At 44.4% G+C, this 19,896-nt stretch carries 18 protein-coding genes; 4 read left to right on the top strand and 14 right to left on the bottom strand.

The features are described from left to right. Window positions 1–117 precede the first annotated feature (117 nt). On the bottom strand, window positions 118–1,302 hold the full coding sequence (locus ACXAH2_RS01175) for a GAK system CofD-like protein (RefSeq protein WP_475075983.1): 1,185 nt from the start codon (window positions 1,300–1,302) through the stop codon (window positions 118–120). A 125-nt stretch (window positions 1,303–1,427) separates the two neighbouring features. On the opposite strand from ACXAH2_RS01175, the gene ACXAH2_RS01170 reads away from it, so the two are divergent. Further along, window positions 1,428–2,195: an IclR family transcriptional regulator gene (locus ACXAH2_RS01170; protein ID WP_475075982.1), complete on the top strand. Its 768-nt coding sequence runs from the start codon at window positions 1,428–1,430 to the stop codon at window positions 2,193–2,195. Between the two features lie 8 nt (window positions 2,196–2,203). Here the strand turns inward: ACXAH2_RS01170 and ACXAH2_RS01165 are convergent, their stop codons facing one another. The 13 genes from ACXAH2_RS01165 to ACXAH2_RS01105 all read right to left on the bottom strand — a co-directional run bounded on the left by ACXAH2_RS01165 (window position 2,204) and on the right by ACXAH2_RS01105 (window position 16,588). After that, entirely contained in the window at window positions 2,204–3,004 is an 801-nt protein-coding gene (locus tag ACXAH2_RS01165) for an HAD-IIB family hydrolase (protein WP_475075981.1), read from the bottom strand. A 6-nt stretch (window positions 3,005–3,010) separates the two neighbouring features. Beyond that, window positions 3,011–3,769, bottom strand: a complete 759-nt coding sequence (locus tag ACXAH2_RS01160; RefSeq protein ID WP_475075979.1) for a DeoR/GlpR family DNA-binding transcription regulator — start codon at window positions 3,767–3,769, stop codon at window positions 3,011–3,013. Between the two features lie 9 nt (window positions 3,770–3,778). Beyond that, window positions 3,779–4,525 carry a glycerophosphoryl diester phosphodiesterase gene (locus ACXAH2_RS01155; RefSeq protein ID WP_475075977.1) on the bottom strand — a complete coding sequence of 249 codons (747 nt, stop codon included), beginning with the start codon at window positions 4,523–4,525 and terminating at the stop codon, window positions 3,779–3,781. 7 nt (window positions 4,526–4,532) lie between these two features. Next, the gene (gene ugpC, locus ACXAH2_RS01150) at window positions 4,533–5,597 is read right to left on the bottom strand and encodes a sn-glycerol-3-phosphate ABC transporter ATP-binding protein UgpC (protein ID WP_475075975.1); all 1,065 of its coding nucleotides are present in this window, start codon (window positions 5,595–5,597) and stop codon (window positions 4,533–4,535) included. Between the two features lie 3 nt (window positions 5,598–5,600). Then, the gene (gene ugpE, locus ACXAH2_RS01145; protein ID WP_475075974.1) at window positions 5,601–6,449 is read right to left on the bottom strand and encodes a sn-glycerol-3-phosphate ABC transporter permease UgpE; all 849 of its coding nucleotides are present in this window, start codon (window positions 6,447–6,449) and stop codon (window positions 5,601–5,603) included. Continuing rightward, the gene (gene ugpA / locus ACXAH2_RS01140; RefSeq protein WP_475076374.1) at window positions 6,449–7,324 is read right to left on the bottom strand and encodes a sn-glycerol-3-phosphate ABC transporter permease UgpA; all 876 of its coding nucleotides are present in this window, start codon (window positions 7,322–7,324) and stop codon (window positions 6,449–6,451) included. The genes ugpE and ugpA overlap by 1 nt, the downstream gene beginning before the upstream one ends. An 82-nt stretch (window positions 7,325–7,406) precedes the next feature. Then, window positions 7,407–8,708, bottom strand: coding sequence for a sn-glycerol-3-phosphate ABC transporter substrate-binding protein UgpB (gene ugpB / locus ACXAH2_RS01135; protein WP_475075972.1), 1,302 nt, complete (start codon window positions 8,706–8,708; stop codon window positions 7,407–7,409). 281 nt (window positions 8,709–8,989) lie between these two features. Next, window positions 8,990–9,337: an Hpt domain-containing protein gene (locus ACXAH2_RS01130; RefSeq protein ID WP_475075971.1), complete on the bottom strand. Its 348-nt coding sequence runs from the start codon at window positions 9,335–9,337 to the stop codon at window positions 8,990–8,992. Between the two features lie 14 nt (window positions 9,338–9,351). Continuing rightward, the gene (locus tag ACXAH2_RS01125) at window positions 9,352–12,513 is read right to left on the bottom strand and encodes an ATP-binding protein (protein WP_475075969.1); all 3,162 of its coding nucleotides are present in this window, start codon (window positions 12,511–12,513) and stop codon (window positions 9,352–9,354) included. Window positions 12,514–12,607: 94 nt separating this feature from the next. After that, window positions 12,608–14,116 carry an amidase gene (locus ACXAH2_RS01120; RefSeq protein WP_475075967.1) on the bottom strand — a complete coding sequence of 503 codons (1,509 nt, stop codon included), beginning with the start codon at window positions 14,114–14,116 and terminating at the stop codon, window positions 12,608–12,610. 117 nt (window positions 14,117–14,233) lie between these two features. Next, window positions 14,234–15,478 (bottom strand): NAD(P)/FAD-dependent oxidoreductase, encoded by a 1,245-nt coding sequence (locus tag ACXAH2_RS01115; RefSeq protein WP_475075966.1) that lies wholly within the window; start codon window positions 15,476–15,478, stop codon window positions 14,234–14,236. A gap of 24 nt (window positions 15,479–15,502) precedes the next feature. Next, complete coding sequence (locus ACXAH2_RS01110; protein ID WP_475075964.1) at window positions 15,503–15,850, bottom strand: RidA family protein; 348 nt, start codon at window positions 15,848–15,850, stop codon at window positions 15,503–15,505. A gap of 3 nt (window positions 15,851–15,853) precedes the next feature. Further along, window positions 15,854–16,588, bottom strand: coding sequence for a TetR/AcrR family transcriptional regulator (locus tag ACXAH2_RS01105; protein ID WP_475075962.1), 735 nt, complete (start codon window positions 16,586–16,588; stop codon window positions 15,854–15,856). Between the two features lie 165 nt (window positions 16,589–16,753). On the opposite strand from ACXAH2_RS01105, the gene ACXAH2_RS01100 reads away from it, so the two are divergent. The 3 genes from ACXAH2_RS01100 to ACXAH2_RS01090 are packed head-to-tail and all read left to right on the top strand — an operon-like array spanning window position 16,754 to window position 19,570. Then, window positions 16,754–18,040: a TRAP transporter large permease gene (locus ACXAH2_RS01100; RefSeq protein WP_475075961.1), complete on the top strand. Its 1,287-nt coding sequence runs from the start codon at window positions 16,754–16,756 to the stop codon at window positions 18,038–18,040. A gap of 9 nt (window positions 18,041–18,049) precedes the next feature. Next, window positions 18,050–18,577, top strand: a complete 528-nt coding sequence (locus ACXAH2_RS01095) for a TRAP transporter small permease (RefSeq protein ID WP_475075959.1) — start codon at window positions 18,050–18,052, stop codon at window positions 18,575–18,577. A 9-nt stretch (window positions 18,578–18,586) separates the two neighbouring features. Beyond that, complete coding sequence (locus ACXAH2_RS01090; protein ID WP_475075958.1) at window positions 18,587–19,570, top strand: TRAP transporter substrate-binding protein; 984 nt, start codon at window positions 18,587–18,589, stop codon at window positions 19,568–19,570. The last annotated feature ends 326 nt before the right edge of the window (window positions 19,571–19,896 follow it).

The following is a 19,896-nucleotide window of genomic DNA, read 5'->3' as shown; positions in this document are numbered from 1 at the left end:
GTATCTCTACTATGACAGCTAAAGTGATGTTTCGAGTAACACAAAAGTGTTACGCCACGTAATTTTTTTTATCCCTTTCCCTAAAGAAAGTAGCACACCTTATTCAAAACATCTGTTTCACACTAAGGATAACAAGGCTTTTGTAACCAATCTTTCGTCATATTTCTCAGGTTTATGAGTGATTAAAGACGTTTTTATGACGGCAATATTTAAACGTGCTAATTTATCAGAATCTACCTCTCCATAGTCATAGTGATCGTCCAGCAACAAGTAATCCAAGGCAGGATAACTGGCCATGTCAGGAACATCTTTTAGCACAGTGGCTATCAGTCGCTCTACCCGTTCAGTTAACGATAAACCATACTGTTCAGGATCGGTTCCTAAATTGGGCAGATACACTTTCGGATTAGGATTTTGACAAATCGCTTGCCCCACCCTTTGCGGCATAAGATTTGCCAACAAGCTGCTGTAATAACTACCCGGTGGATAACAAATTAAATCCGCCGTTTCTATCGCATCTTTACGGTCGTCTGCGATTTGGCAATGGGTCGGAGAGGCTTTAAGTAGGCCTTTATTCAACCACATACGTTTAATTGGACTAGTCAGCGCCGAGGTTTCTTTGCCCGTTATATTATGCTGTCCTAAGACAATGTCGCCATCTTCTAGTTCCACACCCAAATGAAGATCGGCGTCTATGGTGGTTTTTACCTCACCTAATGCTTTAACAAGCCGAGAAAACAAAAACACGATTGGATCCAGCTGATGGTGGTTATTGAGGTAACCACCTGCCATGATCAAATTACCAATACTGGCTCCACGAAGATCAAAATTTGCATCAATACTCTGCTGGGTCACCGCCAACTGAGTTTGAATTAATGCCTTCATCGGGTTAGGGATACAAGCGATGAGCTCGTGCTGTCCTTCAACCAAGGATTTTAACTGCATTTTTAATTCCGCAGGGCTTTGCGCACTGCTCAAACGATGCGTAAACAAGGCATAAACTTCCGGTTGCCCAAGTACGGTTTCATCCGCCAGCGCCATCAAACGACTGCGCAAATCCCCAACGGCGGGGATGTCAAACGCATCCCGAAGGCGAGCAGAGCTGCCGCCTGAATCAAATGGTGTTACCAAATGGATAGAATGGTGAGTGTATTCTTTAAACACTCGACTGATTTTATTGAGCGCCGAACCGCCACTAAAAAACAGTACTTTAGGACCTTGCTCAGGCAAGCTTTTATAACGATGTACACGCACCAAGTCTGGCATCACCATGCGTCGCCAGACACGTAAAACATCTGCCATATTAACCACTCCGTTCAATTACCCCAAGAAACGCACCCGCGTTTTAAAATACCTTCTCTCATCCGACGGTGTTAAGTTAACATAACACCATACCTACAATAGCACGTTTACAGACAGGAATGATGATGGATAAAAAACCAGCTGGCTCTTCCCTAAGTAAGGCATTAACCATGTTGAATCATGTTTGCACTTCGCCTGTCCCACTTCGCTTTGCAGAGCTTGTCGATCTATCCGAATTACCAAAAGCCACGGCTCATCGACAACTGAATACCCTACTTGAACATGGTCTAGTGCGATTTGATGAACACAAGCAAGCCTATTACCCAGGTTATGGATTACTGGCGCTTGCTCATCGCACTTGGGCCAACTTAGACATTCGTGACATAGCTGCTGCCCCAATGCGAGACCTCTGGGTCAGCACGCAAGAAACCATTCATTTGGCGGTTCTGGACGATGCCGAAGTCATCTACATAGACAAACTAGAAAGCCCTAAGAGTCTGCGCCTGTATTCCGCCGTTGGTAAAAAAGGCCCCGTCTATTGCACTGGTGTTGGCAAAGCCATTTTGGCCTATCTACCGGAAGCAAAACAACAAGATATTATTCATCAGCAAAGTTTTATTCGTCATACCGAGCACACACTGACAACACCACAGGCCCTGAGAGACAATTTACAGCTCATAAAAGACACTGGCATTTCGCTGGATCTTGAAGAGCATGAGATTGGCATTAAATGTGCTGCCGCGCCCATATTCAACGCTCAACATGAAGTCGTTGCTGCCATCAGCGTTACCGCACCAGCTTTTCGCACCGACGATACAAGCTATGAGACGATGAAAGCGTTAGTTAAAAGTGCTGCCGATGACATTTCAAAGCGTTTAGGTGCTTGCGATTAATACAGTTACTAGTGCCGAGAGACTAAAATCCTTGTCGCTAATTCGGCAAAACCTAAGCCTCCGGGTTGGCTCGTTTGATACCTAGGATGATGTGTCATTTGCGCAAGATGCTGTGCAATATTTGCCACTCCCACGCTCAATGGAAATCGTGCAAACATGCTTTCATCATTAGGTGCGTCACCCACATACAATACTTGCTGTTGCAATTCTGATGGACTCAAACCATAAATATCACTGAGCACACGTTGTGCCATCGAAAACTTATCATAGCCAGGAGAACACACATTGATATGTATAGAACTGGCCCGAGCGTTTAAGCCAAGCTCAAGCAATTTGGTAAGACATGCCTCTTTTTCTGCTAGCGCTGGCGGCTGTACATCTTGCGCATAATCAATCGCCACATCGGTTAAACGATACGCCTGATCCCGCGCCAAGCGCAAACTTGGGAAGCCTATCAGTAGCTCTTCGACCTGCTGTAAAATCTCTTCTTTATTGGCCTTCATGAGCGCTTCATCACGCCAAAATTGGTAGCTTAAAACGTGATTATCATCACGACCAATAAAACAAGCCCCCCCCTCAGTAATCACACCTTCCACAGGCAAAGCGCGGGCAATCATGTCTGACCAACCAGCACAGCCTCCGGTAACCGGTATCACCTTTATGCCTTGCTGAGTCAGTTCTGATAAGGCTTGTAAGGTTGCAACAGGCAACTGCCCTTGCCAGGTCAGAGTGTCGTCAAAATCGGTTAAAATGAAACGCACCTGCTGACAATCCTGCTTTGTCAGCGCTGAAAGAGAAGTAATAGACATAATCTCCTAATCACAAAGGGTTATCTTTACGCCGTGGAGCGTGAGTAATTGACTTTGTTTTTCTGTCAGTTCATCTGTATAAATTTGATCGATCGAGGAGAATTTGTGCACTCTCGCTGACGCCTTGCGTCCCCACTTGTGTTTATCCACCACCAATAAACTGTGTCGACTTTGCTCCACTAGCACACGACTCACAGCAGCTTCTTCTGGGTCAAAATCCAATATGCCTTGCGCTTCGTCTAAACCACCGCAACCCAGTACGCCATAATCAAAATAGTATTGTTTTAAGCCTGCAAGGGTTTCTTCCCCCACCAGATCATAATGTTGATGACGTAATTTCCCGGCTAACACACGCACACGAATATTTGGCTGCCCACCAAAAATACTGGCGACCGTTAGGTTATTGGTAAATACCTGTAGGTGCTGATGATGAGAGAGCGCTTTCGCCACATACTCCACGGTTGTTCCTATGCCTAAGAACACCGAAGCACCATCTGGAACAACGTCAGCCACTACCGCGGCTATCTTGCCCTTAGCATCACCGTTTAGCAGTTGACGATGATCAAATGGCAAATTCTCTGAACTGGATAAAGGTGCGATACCACCATGGGTACGACGCACTAAATGTCGTTCCGCCAGTAAGTTGATGTCCTTACGAATAGTCTGTGATGACACATTAAAATGCGCCACCATGTCTTCCACCAACAAAGCATCTTCTTGCTGAACCCAGTTAAGAATCTGATTTTGACGATCGCTTAAAGCCACAATCAAGCCTTAGCTAACCATCATGGCGGCAAATTTATGAGGATCATCTGTGATCACCGCATCCATTCCCCAATCCCAATGATCAGCAACAGAATCGGCATCGTTCGCGGTATAGCACAACAGCTTGTAGCCCGCTGCTTTCACTGCTTGCGCCTGCTCTTTGGTTAATAAAGAGTAATCACAGTTCAAACTATAGGCGTCAATATTGGCAAGCTCTGTTCGCCAATTTTCAGGAATGGCTTCGTACAATTGCGCCAGATGACGACCGTCAGCAATCTCATAACACAGCAACAAGGCCGAATGATTAAAGCTTGAAATGATAAGCTTATCATTGTCTTGCCAATGCTCGCGCAGAGCCGCCATAACAGCAGGAACAATATTTTCTACGTCTGCTCCATCGTGTTTGATTTCCAAATTCAAACCAAGGCCCAAACACTGAATACATTCCAATGCTTCCAGTAAGGTTGGGACTTTTTCGCCAGCAAACTCCGCTGAAAAATACCCGCCCGCATCCAGTTTTGCCACCTCGGCAGGCAAAGCCAAACGGGTTTCACCCGCGCCATTAGTGCATCGCTCTAAGGTATCATCATGAAAAATCACCAAACCGCCTTCGGCGATTAAGTACACGTCTATCTCTACCCAAGTTGCCCCTGCTTTTGCCGCTGCGCGGATAGAAGATAAAGTATTCTCTGGAGCCAATAAAGCAGCGCCACGATGCCCCATAACTTTGGTGTCTAAGACGGTATTGGTCGTCATATATTTCTCACAAACGTTGTTGAGTTACTGCATCAAAAACATGCCAATGTTCCATTGGTGCTTTCAACCACAATAACGAATTTATTTCTGGCCAATGAGGACCTGACAAGCGCACCACCATTGACTCTTGTTTTACACCCAAATCCAAAGTGCCATGCACTAGGGTTTCCGCGCCAAGAGATTCTACCGCTTGAATGCGCAAAGCGATATCCGCATTTTGCTCATCCACGACTTCCAAATGCTCAGGTCGTACCCCCCATATCACGCTACCTCTATAGTCATGTACTAAAGGTAAACTCAGGTCGGGTGAAAAACGAATACCTTGCTCGTCCAAATTGGCAGCAATCAAATTCATTGAAGGCGAACCGATAAAGGCGGCCACAAAAGGGGTTGCTGGTTTATTATACAAGTCCATCGGCGTGCCAATTTGCTCTGCTTTGCCTTTGTTCAATACCACCAGCCGATCAGCTAGGGTCATGGCTTCTACCTGATCATGGGTAACATACAAGGTGGTGGTCCCCAATTTGCGCTGTAATTGGCGAATCTCTACACGCATTTGTACTCGTAACTTGGCATCCAAATTCGATAAAGGCTCATCGAACAAAAACACTTTGGGATCACGCACCATGGCACGTCCCATTGCCACCCGTTGTCGCTGACCACCCGACAATTGCTTAGGCTTACGTTCCAACAAGTCTTCCAAACCCAACATATTGGCAACCGCCTGAACTTTTTTGGCAATCACCTCTTTGCTGGTACCGCGGTTTTTAAGACCATAAGCCATATTGGCATAGACTGACATATGAGGGTAAAGCGCGTAGTTTTGAAACACCATGGCAATATCACGATCTGCAGGCTCCTTATCATTCACCTTAGCACCTTTGATCATGAGATCGCCTTGAGTGATGCTTTCTAAACCTGCCACCATACGTAACAAGGTCGATTTACCACAACCAGATGGCCCAACCAAAACGATAAATTCGCCTTCTTCAATGGTCAGATCAATGCTGGGGATCGCGTGATAACCATTTGGATAAAGCTTGCCAATATTTTTTAATACAAGGTCCGACATTTATTATTTCTCCGCGTCCACTAAGCCCTTCACAAACAACTTCTGCATACCAATTACCACAGCAACTGGCGGCAACATGGCCAACAAGGTGGTGACCATAACGTGATTCCATTCAATGTCTCCCTGATCTACCGCTAACATACGCTTGATACTCATAACCAAGGTGTAATATGCATCGTCCGTGGTGATAATGACGGGCCACAAATACTGATTCCAACCATAAATAAACATAATCACGAATAATGCCGCGATATTAGTGCGCGACATAGGTAGCAATATATCAAAGAAGAATCGTACTGGTCCCGCCCCATCAATACGCGCCGCTTCGATCAATTCTCCCGGCATGGTCATAAAACACTGACGGAATAAAAAGGTCGCCGTAGCACTGGCAATTAGGGGTAAAATCAAACCTGAGTAACTGTTCAACATGTTCAAATTCGCCACCACTTCGTAGGTCGGCACAATTCGAACCTCCACCGGTAACATCAAGGTGATAAAGATCACCCAAAAGCATAACCCTCTGAAAGGAAAGCGGAAAAAGACGATGGCATAAGCCGAAAGTAAAGAGATAAACAACTTACCTATGGTGATGCCTAGCGCCATTACAAAGGAGTTGATCATCATTCGCCAGACAGGTACATCAACACCAGAACTGGCTTCCCCTAAGAATACAGAGCGCCAATTTTCCAATGCCTGATCACCAAACCATAAGGGGATTTCACCAGCGCCGAAAGCGGAACTTAGATGCGTCGACGCCACTAAAGCAACCCAAACGGGCAAAACCACTACGCCAATACCAAGCAATAAAGAAAAGTGACTTACAAAAGTAAGCCAAGGACGATTTTCTATCATTAGTATTCCACCTTACGCTCAATGTAGCGGAATTGAATGACCGTCATAATGCCAACCAAAAACATTAAGATCACAGACTGAGCCGCTGAACTGCCCATGTCTAGGCCAATAAAGCCATCGTTAAATACCTTGTACACCATGGTCGCGGTACTGACTCCTGGACCGCCTTGTGTAGTGGCATCAATGACGCCAAAGGTATCAAAAAAGGCATACACAAGATTGATCACCAACAAGAAAAAGGTGGTCGGGGACAGTAATGGAAACACTATGGTCCAGAAGCGCTTAAAGGGACTGGCACCATCAATGGATGCCGCTTCAATCAAGGAACGAGGCACCGCTTGCAAACCGGCTAAAAAGAATAAAAAATTGTAACTGATTTGCTTCCAAGTGGCAGAAATGACCACCAAAGTCATGGCTTGATCACCATTTAAAAAATGGTTCCAATCCACACCAAAGTACTGCAACCACAGGGCAACCGGCCCCATGCTGGGGTCAAACAATAACCACCAAAGCACACCCGCCAAAGCGGGCGCAACCGCATAGGGCCAGATCAATAGGGTTTGATAGGTCAGCTTGCCACGAATGACCCTATCTGCCATCACCGCCAACCACAGGGCAATCGCCAAGCCGGAAAAAGCAACCGAAAAACTAAAAACTAAGGTTACCCAAATGGATTTATAGTACTGAGGGTCATTAAATAAATATAAAAAATTATCTAAGCCAACAAACTCTCGACTCAAGCCAAACGCATCTTCTTGATAAAAGGCTTGTTCGAAGGCTTGTTCTGCTGGCCATAAAAAGAAAATAAAGGTAATGACGAGCTGCGGCATCACCAACAGATACGGCAATTTTTTATGGGGAAAATACACAGACATAGAAACAGTGCCTTGCCATAAGTTAAAACACAAAGCCCTCGCTCCTATGAGCGAGGGCAACACACCAAACAACTAAAATGAATTACTTGTTAGCACGTTCAAACTTACGCAATAACACATTACCACGCTTAACGGCTTCATCTAGCGCGGCTTGAGCAGACTTTTCACCACTCCAAACAGACTCTAACTCTTCGTTAATAATGTCACGAATCTGCACAAAGTTACCCAAACGAAGACCTTTTGAGTTTTCTGTTGGCGTACCTGACGTCATTTGCAACACACCCGTTTCTGTACCAACATTTTTGGCGTAGAAACCTTGACCTTTGGTGAGGTCGTATGCCGCATGAGTAATAGGTAGATAACCAGAGAATTGGTGCCAATCCGCTTGTACTTCAGCACGAGAAAGGAAGCTTAAGAAAGAAGCCACACCTTGATATTCTTGTTTTTTATGACCTTGCAACACCCAAAGTGACGCCCCACCTATGATGGTGTTTTTTGGTGTTGAAATAGCGCTTGCTTGATAAGGTAATTGCGACACACCAAAGTCAAACTTAGCGTTTTTCTTAATGCCCGCATAACCTGCTGAAGAGTTCATGAACATGGCACATTCTTCGCTGTAGAACTTAGGAGCCGAATCACTGCGACGACCGCCGTAGCTGAAAATACCATTTTGCTGCCACTCACCCATTTTCGCAATGTGTGCCACTTGCAATGGGCCATTGAACTCTAATTTCGTATCCAAACCACCAAAACCATTGGCTTCACTGGCAAAAGGCACATTATGACGAGCGCTGAAGTTCTCTAGTTGAACCCAAGATTGCCACGCCGTAGTGAAACCACACTTCACACCATTAGCTAGCAGTTTCTTAGAAACGGTTTCCATTTCTTCCCAGGTTTTAGGTGGGTTCTGAATGCCCACTTTAGCGAATAGGTCTTTGTTGTAATACAAGACAGGAGTAGAACTGTTGAATGGCATAGACAACATATTGCCGTCTTTATCCGTGTAGTAACCCGTTACCGCACTCAAAAAGCCAGTTTGATCAAAAGACTCACCGGACTCGCGCATTAATTTATAAACAGGATAAATAGCGCCTTTCGCCGCCATCATGCTGGCCGTACCCACCTCAAAGACTTGCACGATATGGGGTTGTTTCTTAGCGCGGAATGCAGCAATGGCTGACGTCATGGTTTCCGTATAGTTACCCTTATAAACAGGTTTAACTGTGTAGGCATCTTGAGAATCGTTAAAGGCTTTGGCGATTTCATTCACTTTTTCACCGTTGGCACCGCCCATTGCGTGCCACCACTCAATGTCTGTTGCCGCAAAACCAGAGCTTGCAATAGACAAACCCATTACCACTGACGCCAATTTCAATTTATGCATTTCCGTGTTCCTCACAATGAGTTGTTTTTAGAAAAGAAGGAACGAATATAGAAACTAAATATTGCAGTTTCATGATGGTTAGATTTCATTTGAAATATAAAATAATTCAAATGAAACATTAGACCCGCAAAAAAGCACGAAAATAATGAATTAACAAAACGATAGGTTTATTTTGGATAGGTCAATTTTTTAAAGAAACAATGCAAAAAATTAGCAATAAGAACAAAGAAAAACGGCAAAGGGAATCAATTGCCTGATCAAAAGTGTCGCATTAGACACATTTATTCTAGGATATCATGCTTCAATGCCAAAGAAAGGCGATCAAACTCATCGAATAAATTCTGTAAAACAGATCTAAGCAAAGCAGCATTCTGTTCAGCAATTAGAGACTCCATTGCGTTTAAATGCTCACAAAATTGGTCGCCGGACACTTCCAGAGCAGCCCCTTTTAGGCGATTGGTCGTAATAGCAAGATTCACCCAATCTTGTTCTATTACATGAATTTCTAGCAAATTGAGCAAGCCTGTTGCTTCTTTTAGAAATTCGGCCGCCACAAGCTTCATGAGCTCTTCATTACAAGCAAGACGACTTTCAAAGTCCAAATTATCAAAAACCACAGCTTCCAACATAATCCCACTTCCGTCTAGTTTAGCCATTTCGTAAGGGCTGCGAGCAATTTATCTTGTGATACCGGCTTGGCAATATGATCATTCATACCGGCAGCAAAACACTCCTCTTCGTCCCCTTTCATCGCGTTCGCACTTAATGCCAAAATGGGTACATCTGCCGCCGTTGCCGCTTGTGTAAATTGGCGAATTTCTTGTGTTGCCTGATAACCGTCCATGACTGGCATCTGGCAATCCATCAACACTAGGTCAAACGCTGTTGTTTTCGCAAGCTCAACAGCGCGTTCACCGTTCTCCGCAATGGTCACGTCCACGCCATAAAGGTTCAGCAATCCTCGCGCCACAATCTGATTGGTCAGATTGTCCTCTGCCAATAATACTTTCACATTAAAAACAGGACGACTTACTGATTCTGAATTCTGACCACTTACAACCATAACTTCTCCTGATGTAGATGACTTTAAAGTCTCTAATACATTGAATAATTCTTCGAGCACAACAGGTTTATTCACCACCATGTTGCTTAATTTATCGCCGTACTCAAAGGCTGAACGTGGCTGCAGCATAACTTGTTTAATAGCCTGCTCTTGACATAGTCTATCAAGCGCTTCCACATGAATAGAATCCGCATTCGTCAAGCTATCAGAGTCAAGCAAAATCACATCAACAACCCCAGGTTGATCCAGTATAACACGACGGATACCGTCGTATTCTTGGCATTCCACGCCGATTGAAGCAAGCAATTTGGCAAGATATTCTCGCCCAGTGTCATTCTTATAAATCAGCATGACTTTCGGTTTATAGCTCAAAGTAGGGGTATCGTTAACAGCGTTCACTTCGATTGGCAGCTGCACATGAAAAGTCGAACCCACTCCAAGCTCAGACTGTACTGAGATTTCTCCGCCCATCGCCGTCACTATGTCCTTACTGATCGCCAACCCCAATCCAGTCCCACCAAAACGTCGAGTCGTCGAACCATCCGCTTGCTTAAAGCGATCAAATAACTGAGTTTTTTGCTGCGACGAGATACCTATTCCCGTATCCTGTAGTTGTATTGACAAAATAGGCTTTCCATCAACATCAGACCGAAGGAAGCTGCGTAAGTTCACTTCACCACATTGGGTAAACTTCACCGCGTTACTAAGTAGATTCGTCACCACCTGTTTAAGACGCAGCTTATCTGAATTGATGATGACATTCGGCACTGGCACAGCAGGCACATTAAAAGCAATGCCTTTTTCTTCTGCTTTAAATACCACAATATTAGCGATTTCTTCGACAAATTCAGTCAATGAAAAAGGCGCCTTTTCAATTAGCAACTCGCCTGCTTCTATTTTAGACAAATCCAATATGTCGTTGATAATATCCAATAAGGACTCAGCACTCTGTTTTGACAACTTGGTCAATCGCCCCTGCTCCGAACTCAAACCACTGGCTTCTAGCAATGTTAGGCTACCAATCACACCATTCAATGGCGTACGAATTTCATGGCTCATATTGGCCAAAAACTCACTTTTAGTCCGGTTCGCCTGTTCTGCTTCCTCTTTTGCTATACTTTGCTTCATTTCAGACAACACCAAATTGTCATTGGCCTGTTTCAAGTCTTTGGTTCGCATACGCACTTTAAGCTCAACTTCAGACGCCTGACTGTGCACCATAAGAAAAAACCAACTAAACAAACCAGCCATCAATAATCCCGATGCCAAAATGAATTGCACTATCCAAGGTTGTTGAAAAAAATAACTGTCGCTGACCTGATAAAGCTGCCAATTTTTCGCACCAACACCAATATTAATGCGTTCAAGGTGGTAAAAATCCTTTTCTTTTAGACGTTCAAATAGCTGATTCACCGACATATTTGCTTCCATATTTTTCGCCACAACCACAGGTTTACCATCATCACCCTGCTCATCCACCAAATACAAATCGGTATTGGATAGACGTCCTCTCGCGACTATGGCGTCGGTTAAGGTGGAGAGTGAAATCACCGCGGTGGCCACACCGGAGAATAGTGTTGTCTTGACATCAAAAAAAGGTAAAAACAGCAACACACCTTGTGTATTCTGCACCAAACTTAAGGGCGCAGTTGGGTAAACCCTATTCATTTCAATGGCTTTATCTAACGCAAACTGACGATCTTCCTGAGAGTAAACATCATAACCAAGTGCTGCAGCGTTTCGCTCTAAAGGTTCAATGTAAGTCACCACTATGTGCCTATCCCTTGGCTGAACGGGCACCAATTTTCCATCGTCTGAGCGTTCACGAACCTGAAAAGTCCGGTTGGGATAATAGGACTGCATTTGCTGCTCGAAGGCCTGAATCTCCTCACCTACCAATGCAAAGTTTAGCGACACTCCCACAATCGACTTGTCTCTTTGCATGACTCGATCCGCAAAAAACTTAAATTCCTGAGCAGTGACTTCTTCGCTGTTATCAATAAAAGCCACCAGACTATGCAGCATGTCTACCGTGTTTTTTATCCGATTAGACAGGGAAATTTCCAACAGCTCAGCATTGGCCCGAAACTCCTTCGCCTGACGTTGCCATTCGGCATAACTTCCTGCCCACGAAAATGTTGCTATCATTAGTAATGCCGACCCCAAACCCAACCACAATCGCGTCCGACTTTCAAAATGCTGCGCCAATAACTTAGGCAGGAAAAGCGCCATCCAAGGCACCATAAATATGACGCCTATGACATTCCCCCCCCATCTCACCAACCAATTAACCGCAAAATCAGCCAATTGTATGGCATCGAATAACCACAATGAAAAAGTTCCAACGCTGGCCCCGATAAGGGTCGATACCATGCCACCTAGACACACAAAACGAAGAGTTTCTCGGCTACGATGAAATAAACGGGAAATGGTTACATAACGATGAATCAACCAAGCACCAACAAGGGATTGCAAGGTGGAACCCAACGCAATGCAAACTGACAAAGCAAAACCAAGGGCATTGTCATTCAACCAAGTAACCAGCAAATTAGTGACAAGAGCACCTAAAAAAACACCTATGGAGGCTGATTTTGGAAAGAAGACAACAGCGATCAGAGCCAAACCAGACGCTGGCCAAATAATCGTAGAATAACCCGGAGAGACCGCCACGGTAAGCCCTATAGCACTAAGCAGAGCATACCCTAACCCCACCAGCACGATTACCTTTGCACTTTTCAACATAGTCCGTTCCCATTTGTTGATCACTACAGCATAGACTAAATCAGTAAGACATTAGGTGAGATATTGTTTCTATTGTGTAATGGCTTGTAGTAGATCACTCAAAATCAAGAAAACCTTTAACATGTAAGATGTTGGGAGCCTTTTTTAATGAGTCTATATCTGGTCGAAAAGGCGAGAGCGATTGAACAGAAGCAATCATTTGCTCTAATTCATTGGCGACGCACAAGACACCATAATCATCATGCCGTTTTCCTATTATCTGGATAGCAAAAGGTAGACCATTACTATCTTTTCCACATGGAATAGTAATGGATGGGTGGCCTGCGATTGTCGATGCATAAGCCATTGCTAACCAATGGTAATAATTTTTGGTCTCTTTCCCATCAATACTTTTGGGGTAAAGCTCATGCCAGTCGCGACTATTAATAGTCACCGATGGCGTAATAAGATAATCATGTTGTGAGAAAAATGACTGCCATCTTTGATAATACGCCCCTTGAGCTGTCATCGCCTTCGCCACATCCTCAGCACTATAAGCTCTTCCCTCGATCACATTATCGGTCACATTAGGGCCGACCAATTCAGGAGATTCATCAACAAATTTTGGATGCATGCCCAGAAAAAGCACACCACGTAACACAGAAAAAATGCGATCTGCATCCTGACAATCTGGAGCCTTTTCATCCAATCTTGGCAGAAAGTCCTGCAACTGTTTCATTACATACTGAAATTGCGTACGCACTGCTTTTTCAACCGGCGCAAACCCTAGATCTTCAGAAAAAGCCCATTTTGAGTTAGCCAATTTACCATCTAACAATGCTGTGAATGATAAAGGATCCCACAAAGTACGTTGTGACATAACGTGAGTAAAGGGGTCTTTTTGATCCGCTCTTGCAAGCACAGACAACATCAAGCCACAATCTTCTACATTTCTTGCCATTGGACCAGATGTCGACATAGGAATTAAACCAATAGCACGAGTGTCTCCCGGCACCACCCCAGGACTTGGTCGAAAGCCAACCACACCACAATAAGCCGCGGGTGTTCTTAATGAGCCCCCCGTATCTGAGCCAGTCGCAAGCGGACTAAAACCACAGGCAAGGGCGACGGCAGAACCTCCTGACGAGCCACCACAGTTTCGTGATAAGTCATATGGGTTTGCTGTCACACCATAAACGCGATTGCGAGTATTTCCGCCAGCACTCCATTCAGGGTTGTTCGTTTTCCCTAAAGCAATAGCGCCAGCGGCTTTCATGGCGGCAACAATGGCATCGTCTTTAGTGGCAATATTGTGTTTAAAAAGCTCAGACCCAAATGTCGTCGGTAAACCATTAACATCTATCATATCTTTCACGCCAAAAGGCAAACCGTGCAATGGTTTTAGCGCCTCACCTTTAGCCTGAAGCTGATCAGCCTCTTCAGCAGACTTACGCACGGCATCAAAATCATAGGCGACCAATGCATTGACCGCTGGATTAACTTGCTCTACCCGTTCGATACAAGATTCCGCCAGCTCTCTTGCTGAAAGTGCCCCACTGTTCATCAATTCCAATGCTTGTTTGGCACTCAAATCAGCTGCCTGAGAAGGGATTTTACTTACCATTAATCATGCCTCTTACCGAATCAATTGAAGCTCATAAAACACTGGCTCTAAAAGAGGTTTTAGGGCCTTAATAGAACAATGAACTATTTAAAATAAATAAATTACCTTTTCCAAACGTTAGACTAACCAAGCTCTCTTTCTGGGAATCAAGTGCGCAGACAGAGGTGAGACAACTCCCTGCATTTGCTCTACTAACAATCTGGAAGTGGTTGGACCTAATGTAAACCCTTGATGGCCATGACCAAAATGCCACCACATCCCGTCATGATTAAGCGATTCACCGACCAACGGCAACATATCAGGCAAACAAGGGCGTGTTCCAAACCATTGCGGCTCTATCACTTGCTGCTTAAGAGGCAAAAGCTCTTTCATCTTTTGATAACCACGCTTTAACTGCAAAGGCTCAATAGCGGACTCAGGATCAACCAAAGCCACTCCACTTGTGAGACGCACGCCTTTTGTCATAGAGGACGCTAAAATACCATTTTCAACATCAAGAAACGGGACCTTTGGCCGCTGGTCACATTCATAATGGCCGTGATAGCCACGTTTATATATCATGGGGATCTGGTATTGAAATTTCTCCAATAAAGCAACAGAACTGTGACCAAGACAAATCACACATTGCTTAGCCTGCAAACTTTTACCCTCTAAGGTTAAACACGACCACATACCCTCTTTGCGTTGCAGGCTAAAAGCATCTCCTTTAAAGAATCTGCCACCTCGTCGAGCAAATAGTTCAGCATAATGTTTCACCAAGGCACCAGGATCAGAACAACTCCAACTGTCTTGCCAATGAATCATTCCGGCTGGTGTTTGCTGTATTACAGGCTCCTCTAATCGGCAAGCGTCTCCGGTCAAGACACGAACTTTTAGATGATATTTTTCCCTCAAAGCCTCAGCCTTTACGACTGCTTTTTTAAATACTTCCTGACTCCGATAAAGCATAAACAAACCGCTTTTCGTTATCAGGTGTTCTGCTTCTGATGCTTGAACTAATGGCCAATGATCCTTGGTGGAAGATGCCGTAAGTTGCGAATAGGTCGCTGCGATACCTTGATGAAGCTGCTCGTTTGAATAGGCAAAATAACGCCATAAAGCCTTGCGCATATGCAAGGCCGCATCTATTTTCCAAATAAGGTCGTTACTGCGCTCAAGCGCATAGGAAAATAAGGTCTCTAAATCACGAGGCAGCGCGTAAGGCTCTGCGGCTTCTGCCTGAATAATACCAGCGTTACCGTAACTTGCTTCTTGTCCTGGTTCTGATTTATCCAGCAAGACAACATCATAGCCTTTTTCCTGTAACGCTAGCGCGGTAGAAACACCAACCATTCCTGCGCCCAATACAAGCACATCCGCCATACACCTGCCCCCTAAAATGCCTAATTAAGCTTCAGCGATTACCGTGATTTCAAGCTTTGCATCTATCATTAGGTCACTGCGTACCGTGGTGCGCACAGGCAATAGGTCGCCATTGAAATATTCAGCATAAATCTTGTTAAACTCAGCAAAGTCCTCAACATCCGTCAGATAGCAAGTTAGCGATATGGCATTCTTTAAATTTAAACCTTCTGCTTGCAACGTTGCCTCAATACGCGACATACAATTACGTGTTTGCGCTTCGATTCCTGATGGAATTGAACCATCAGAATTAAAGCCAATTTCACCCGCTAAATACACTGTGCTGCCAATACGACGAACTTTGGCGAAGGGTAAAGAAGGAATGGTAGACATAAATTACTCCTGTTCTAATGTAAGTTTTTCGGCCCTAACAGAAAGGCCATCGATTAATAAATCCAGTAGCAACTCGAAGCTAGAGTCATAGGAAACATCCACTCCGTTTTGCCATCGTAATACAAAAATTTGATTACTAATTAAAGGTAAAACAGCGTGAGTATGTGGGTATTTCTGAGCATCAATATCGTTCACGCGAGCGGCAAAAATCTGTCGCCATTCATCGGCTTGCTCTGTAGGAGAAGGTGCCAACTCCATCGTTACAAATCCGGATAAGCCTCCTACCAAGGCATTAAAAGCACTTTTTAATAACTCCCCCTCAAAACCTGCATCATGCAAAGCCGATAGCACCGTTTCCACCCAAATCAAGTTAGCCACCCCATTCGACTTCATCTGCGCGCCTAATAGAGGCGCCACATTAGGATGCTGGTGAACCAATTTTCGATAGCGTCGAAACACACCTCGCAAACGACTTTGCCAGTCGGCATTTGGATCTAACCCATCAGCCAAAGCATTGGTAATGCGTGCGGATATCTCGGCAAACAAGTCATCTTGCTTCCCCCCCACATGCCAATAAATAACCGCCGTCGAGACACGCAAAGCATTGGCTAATTTGCGAATTGAGAAACCAGACAAGCCCACTTCATCAATCTGCTTCAAGGCAGCAGTAATCACCTGATCTTTGTTAAGACCAATGGAAGCCGCTCTACCTTTTACTATTTTTTTATCGCTTGTCACTTTTACCTCGAGTTCACCTTCCAACAAAAACGGGCATCATTTTTGCTGTACTTGTTAAATATTTTATAGCACAGTGTTCTATTAGTAACAAATAAGTTTTTTATGCTACAAAATAGTGCCTACGCCCCAAAAATAACCATTTAAATTTTTAAAGGAGTATCTACGTTGGCTGCTGTTCTTATCCTCCTATTTTCAGGTCTGCTATTAATTGGTGGAGGCGTCCTCGCCCATCTAATCGGTGCTTCATCAGTACTATCCTTTATTGCTGCAGACCGAGCACGTTTTCTGGCAGCAGCACCCCAGCGCATCATTGCTCACCTAGATTTGTTCTCAATCATGTCTATGCCGTTATTTATACTAACGGGAGAGATTATGAATCGCTCAGGGGTCACCAAAGCATTACTTGATCTCGCTACTGCTTTAATGGCGCGCTTAAAAGGCGGTCTTGGACACGTAAACATTTTGACTTCTGTTTTCTTTGCAGGCATTTCTGGATCCGCTATGGCTGATGCAGCATCCGTCTCCAATACCATTGTGCCCGCCATGCACAAGAATGGTTACTCAGTAGAATATGCGGGGGCGATTACCGCTGCCTCATCCGTCATTGGCCCCATTATTCCACCTTCAATCATTATGATTTTCTACGGTGCTCTGATGAACACCTCAGTATCCGCACTTTTCATTGCAGGGGTTATTCCAGGCGTGATTATGGCCATTGCCTTGTTTGCGACAAACGCATTCTTAGCACACAAACACAACCACCCCACAGGCGAAAAAGTGGCATTTCAAGAAGTTAGCAAAAGAGCCATTCGAGCCCTACCAGCCTTGGTGATCCCTGTCGTCATTATGTCAGGCATAGTATTCGGCATCATGACACCTACCGAAGCGGCTGGGGTTGCAGTGGTTTGTGCAATATTGGCTGGCATCATCTATCGACAAATGACGGTTGAAAAGCTAATCAGGAGCTTAGAACGAACGGCAATTATATCTGGCTCCATTTTTATTCTATTGGCAGCCGTGGCTATTTTTGGCTATTTAGCCGGTTTGGAAAAACTTCCCACCCTACTGGCAGAAACCTTGATGGGGCTGGGATTCACTGGCTGGAAATATTTACTTTTATTAAACCTAATCTTCTTAATTGCAGGCATGTTCTTAGAAGTACCGATCGCTCTAGCACTGTTAGTACCACTTCTCGTGCCACCAGGTATCGCCATGGGGGCAGACCCAATTCATTTGGGCATAGTCATCGTAGTTAACTTAATGCTTGGCATTGTCACTCCTCCTTTTGGTGCAGCCTTATTAGTCGTATCCGCCGTATCTAAAGCGCCATACTGGGGAATAGCCAAAGCAGCTCTCCCCTTCCTTATTATTCAAGTCGTCGTCCTGATGCTGCTGACCTTTGTACCTGAGATCACCATGTTTCTACCACGCGTCACTGGTTTTGCCGATTAGGAGAAAAATATGATTTGGTTATTTGAGCGGCTTTATTCGTTATCTATCTTACTCAATCGTCTTGCATTACGTTTAGCGGCCTTATGTATTTTCGCCATGTTACTGGTGATGATGCTGCAAGTACTAGCACGCTATTTATTTGACTCTCCGCCTTTCTGGACAGAAGAACTCGCCCGCTGGTTAATGGTTTGGGGGGGCTTATTGGGTGCATCCTGTGCTTTTCATACTCACGCAGATCCTGCAATGGTTCACCCACCTGAAAACTCAGTATTGCGCCAAAAAGCTCAAGCCATTGCTCGTTTTGTCGCTTCATGGGGCTTTTTTGCTCCCGTACTCTGGTACACCTTGCCTTACTTAGAAAGACAAGTGAACAGAATGTCAGAAGGTTTACATGTTTCCACCGTTTGGATGGCTGCAGCCTTACCTGTCGCCATCATTCTTATTTTGCTACATGGCTTAGCTGGCGTTGGGGCCCTTTGCTCAAAGCGAATATACCAAAGTGAAGTTTCACTCTCTCAACAATCTGAAAACAGTTAGGAAAAGTTTATGAAAAAGCTCATTGCAATCTCATCACTCATTTTTAGCTCGATGACACTTCAGGCAGCATCGGTCAATATAGCCTTAGACACCAACCCTGATCGTGAGATGTCTGGCACGTATCGATACGTTGATAACTTGTTCAACATACTTTCTAAAGAAGGTTGGGATACGGACACTTTTGCACGTGACACTATCGGTGGTGAAGACGAAAGACTGGATCAAATCCGCTCAGGCATATTGGACCTGTCGCTTTCAAAATATTCTGCCGCCACACAATTTGTTCCTGAGATGCAAGTTTTACAACTACCTTACAGCTTTGACAACTCAGATCATCAATTCAATTTTTTCTCTAAAAGTGATTATTTAGACAAGATCAACAAGCAACTAGACGCAGAAGGCATGCGTGTATTAGCAGTCATCCCAACAGGCGGCTTTTTAGGGATATTTAATGATGAAAAGCCCGTACATAATGCCAACGACATGTCCGGTATTCGCATGCGTGCTCTGGATCCTAACCAACTGAAAATGTTTGAAATGATGGGAGCAAGTGGCGTTGTCATTCCCTTTTCTGAAGTGCCAAATGCGCTTCAAACCGGTATCGCCGATGGTTATATTAATGCCTCTTCAGTACCACTCATGTTTGGTCAAACAGACCTTCTAAAATACTTCACTGACGCTAAGATCATCATGTCAGCGCGTTTAGTTCTCGCCTCTCAATACTGGTGGGATAGTTTAAGTCCTGCTGAACAAAAAGCGTTCCAAATGGCTTCATTAAAAGCGCAAGAAGAAGTCTTTCAGTGGGTGAAAGCGTCAGAAGCACAACATCAGGCCGATTTAGAAAAAGCTGGCATTGAGGTCTATCAACCTACTCCTGAGGATCTTAGCTCTTTCAAGCAAGCTACGGCTGGCATGGGAGACACAGTAAAAGGTGTTTCAGCTGAACAAATTAAAGCCATTCAAACAAACATTGCTGCTTACCGCTTAAATTGATCTCAAAGATCAGGTAACACTAAAACGCTATTCGAATGCGCCAAACGGCGACTCAAATAGCGTTTTTTATTATTTAATCTTAGCTAATTACAATATTAACAAGAGCGGTTAGATACAAATGGGCATTCTTCAATATTACTAGCCAAGACACTGAAAGATTTACTTTATCGAAAGATTAATACCAAAAATTAGCCATAAAGATATGAGGTCAGTTCAACTAGCGGGCTTTCTTAATCATGGTGCCCAGAGGCGGAATCGAACCACCGACACGAGGATTTTCAATTATTGAACAGTTTTACCAGTAATTAAAAGTGCTCATTTTATTG

Source organism: Marinomonas sp. ABL3_031 (genome assembly GCF_056161265.1).
This window is presented reverse-complemented; position numbering and strand designations above follow the sequence as displayed.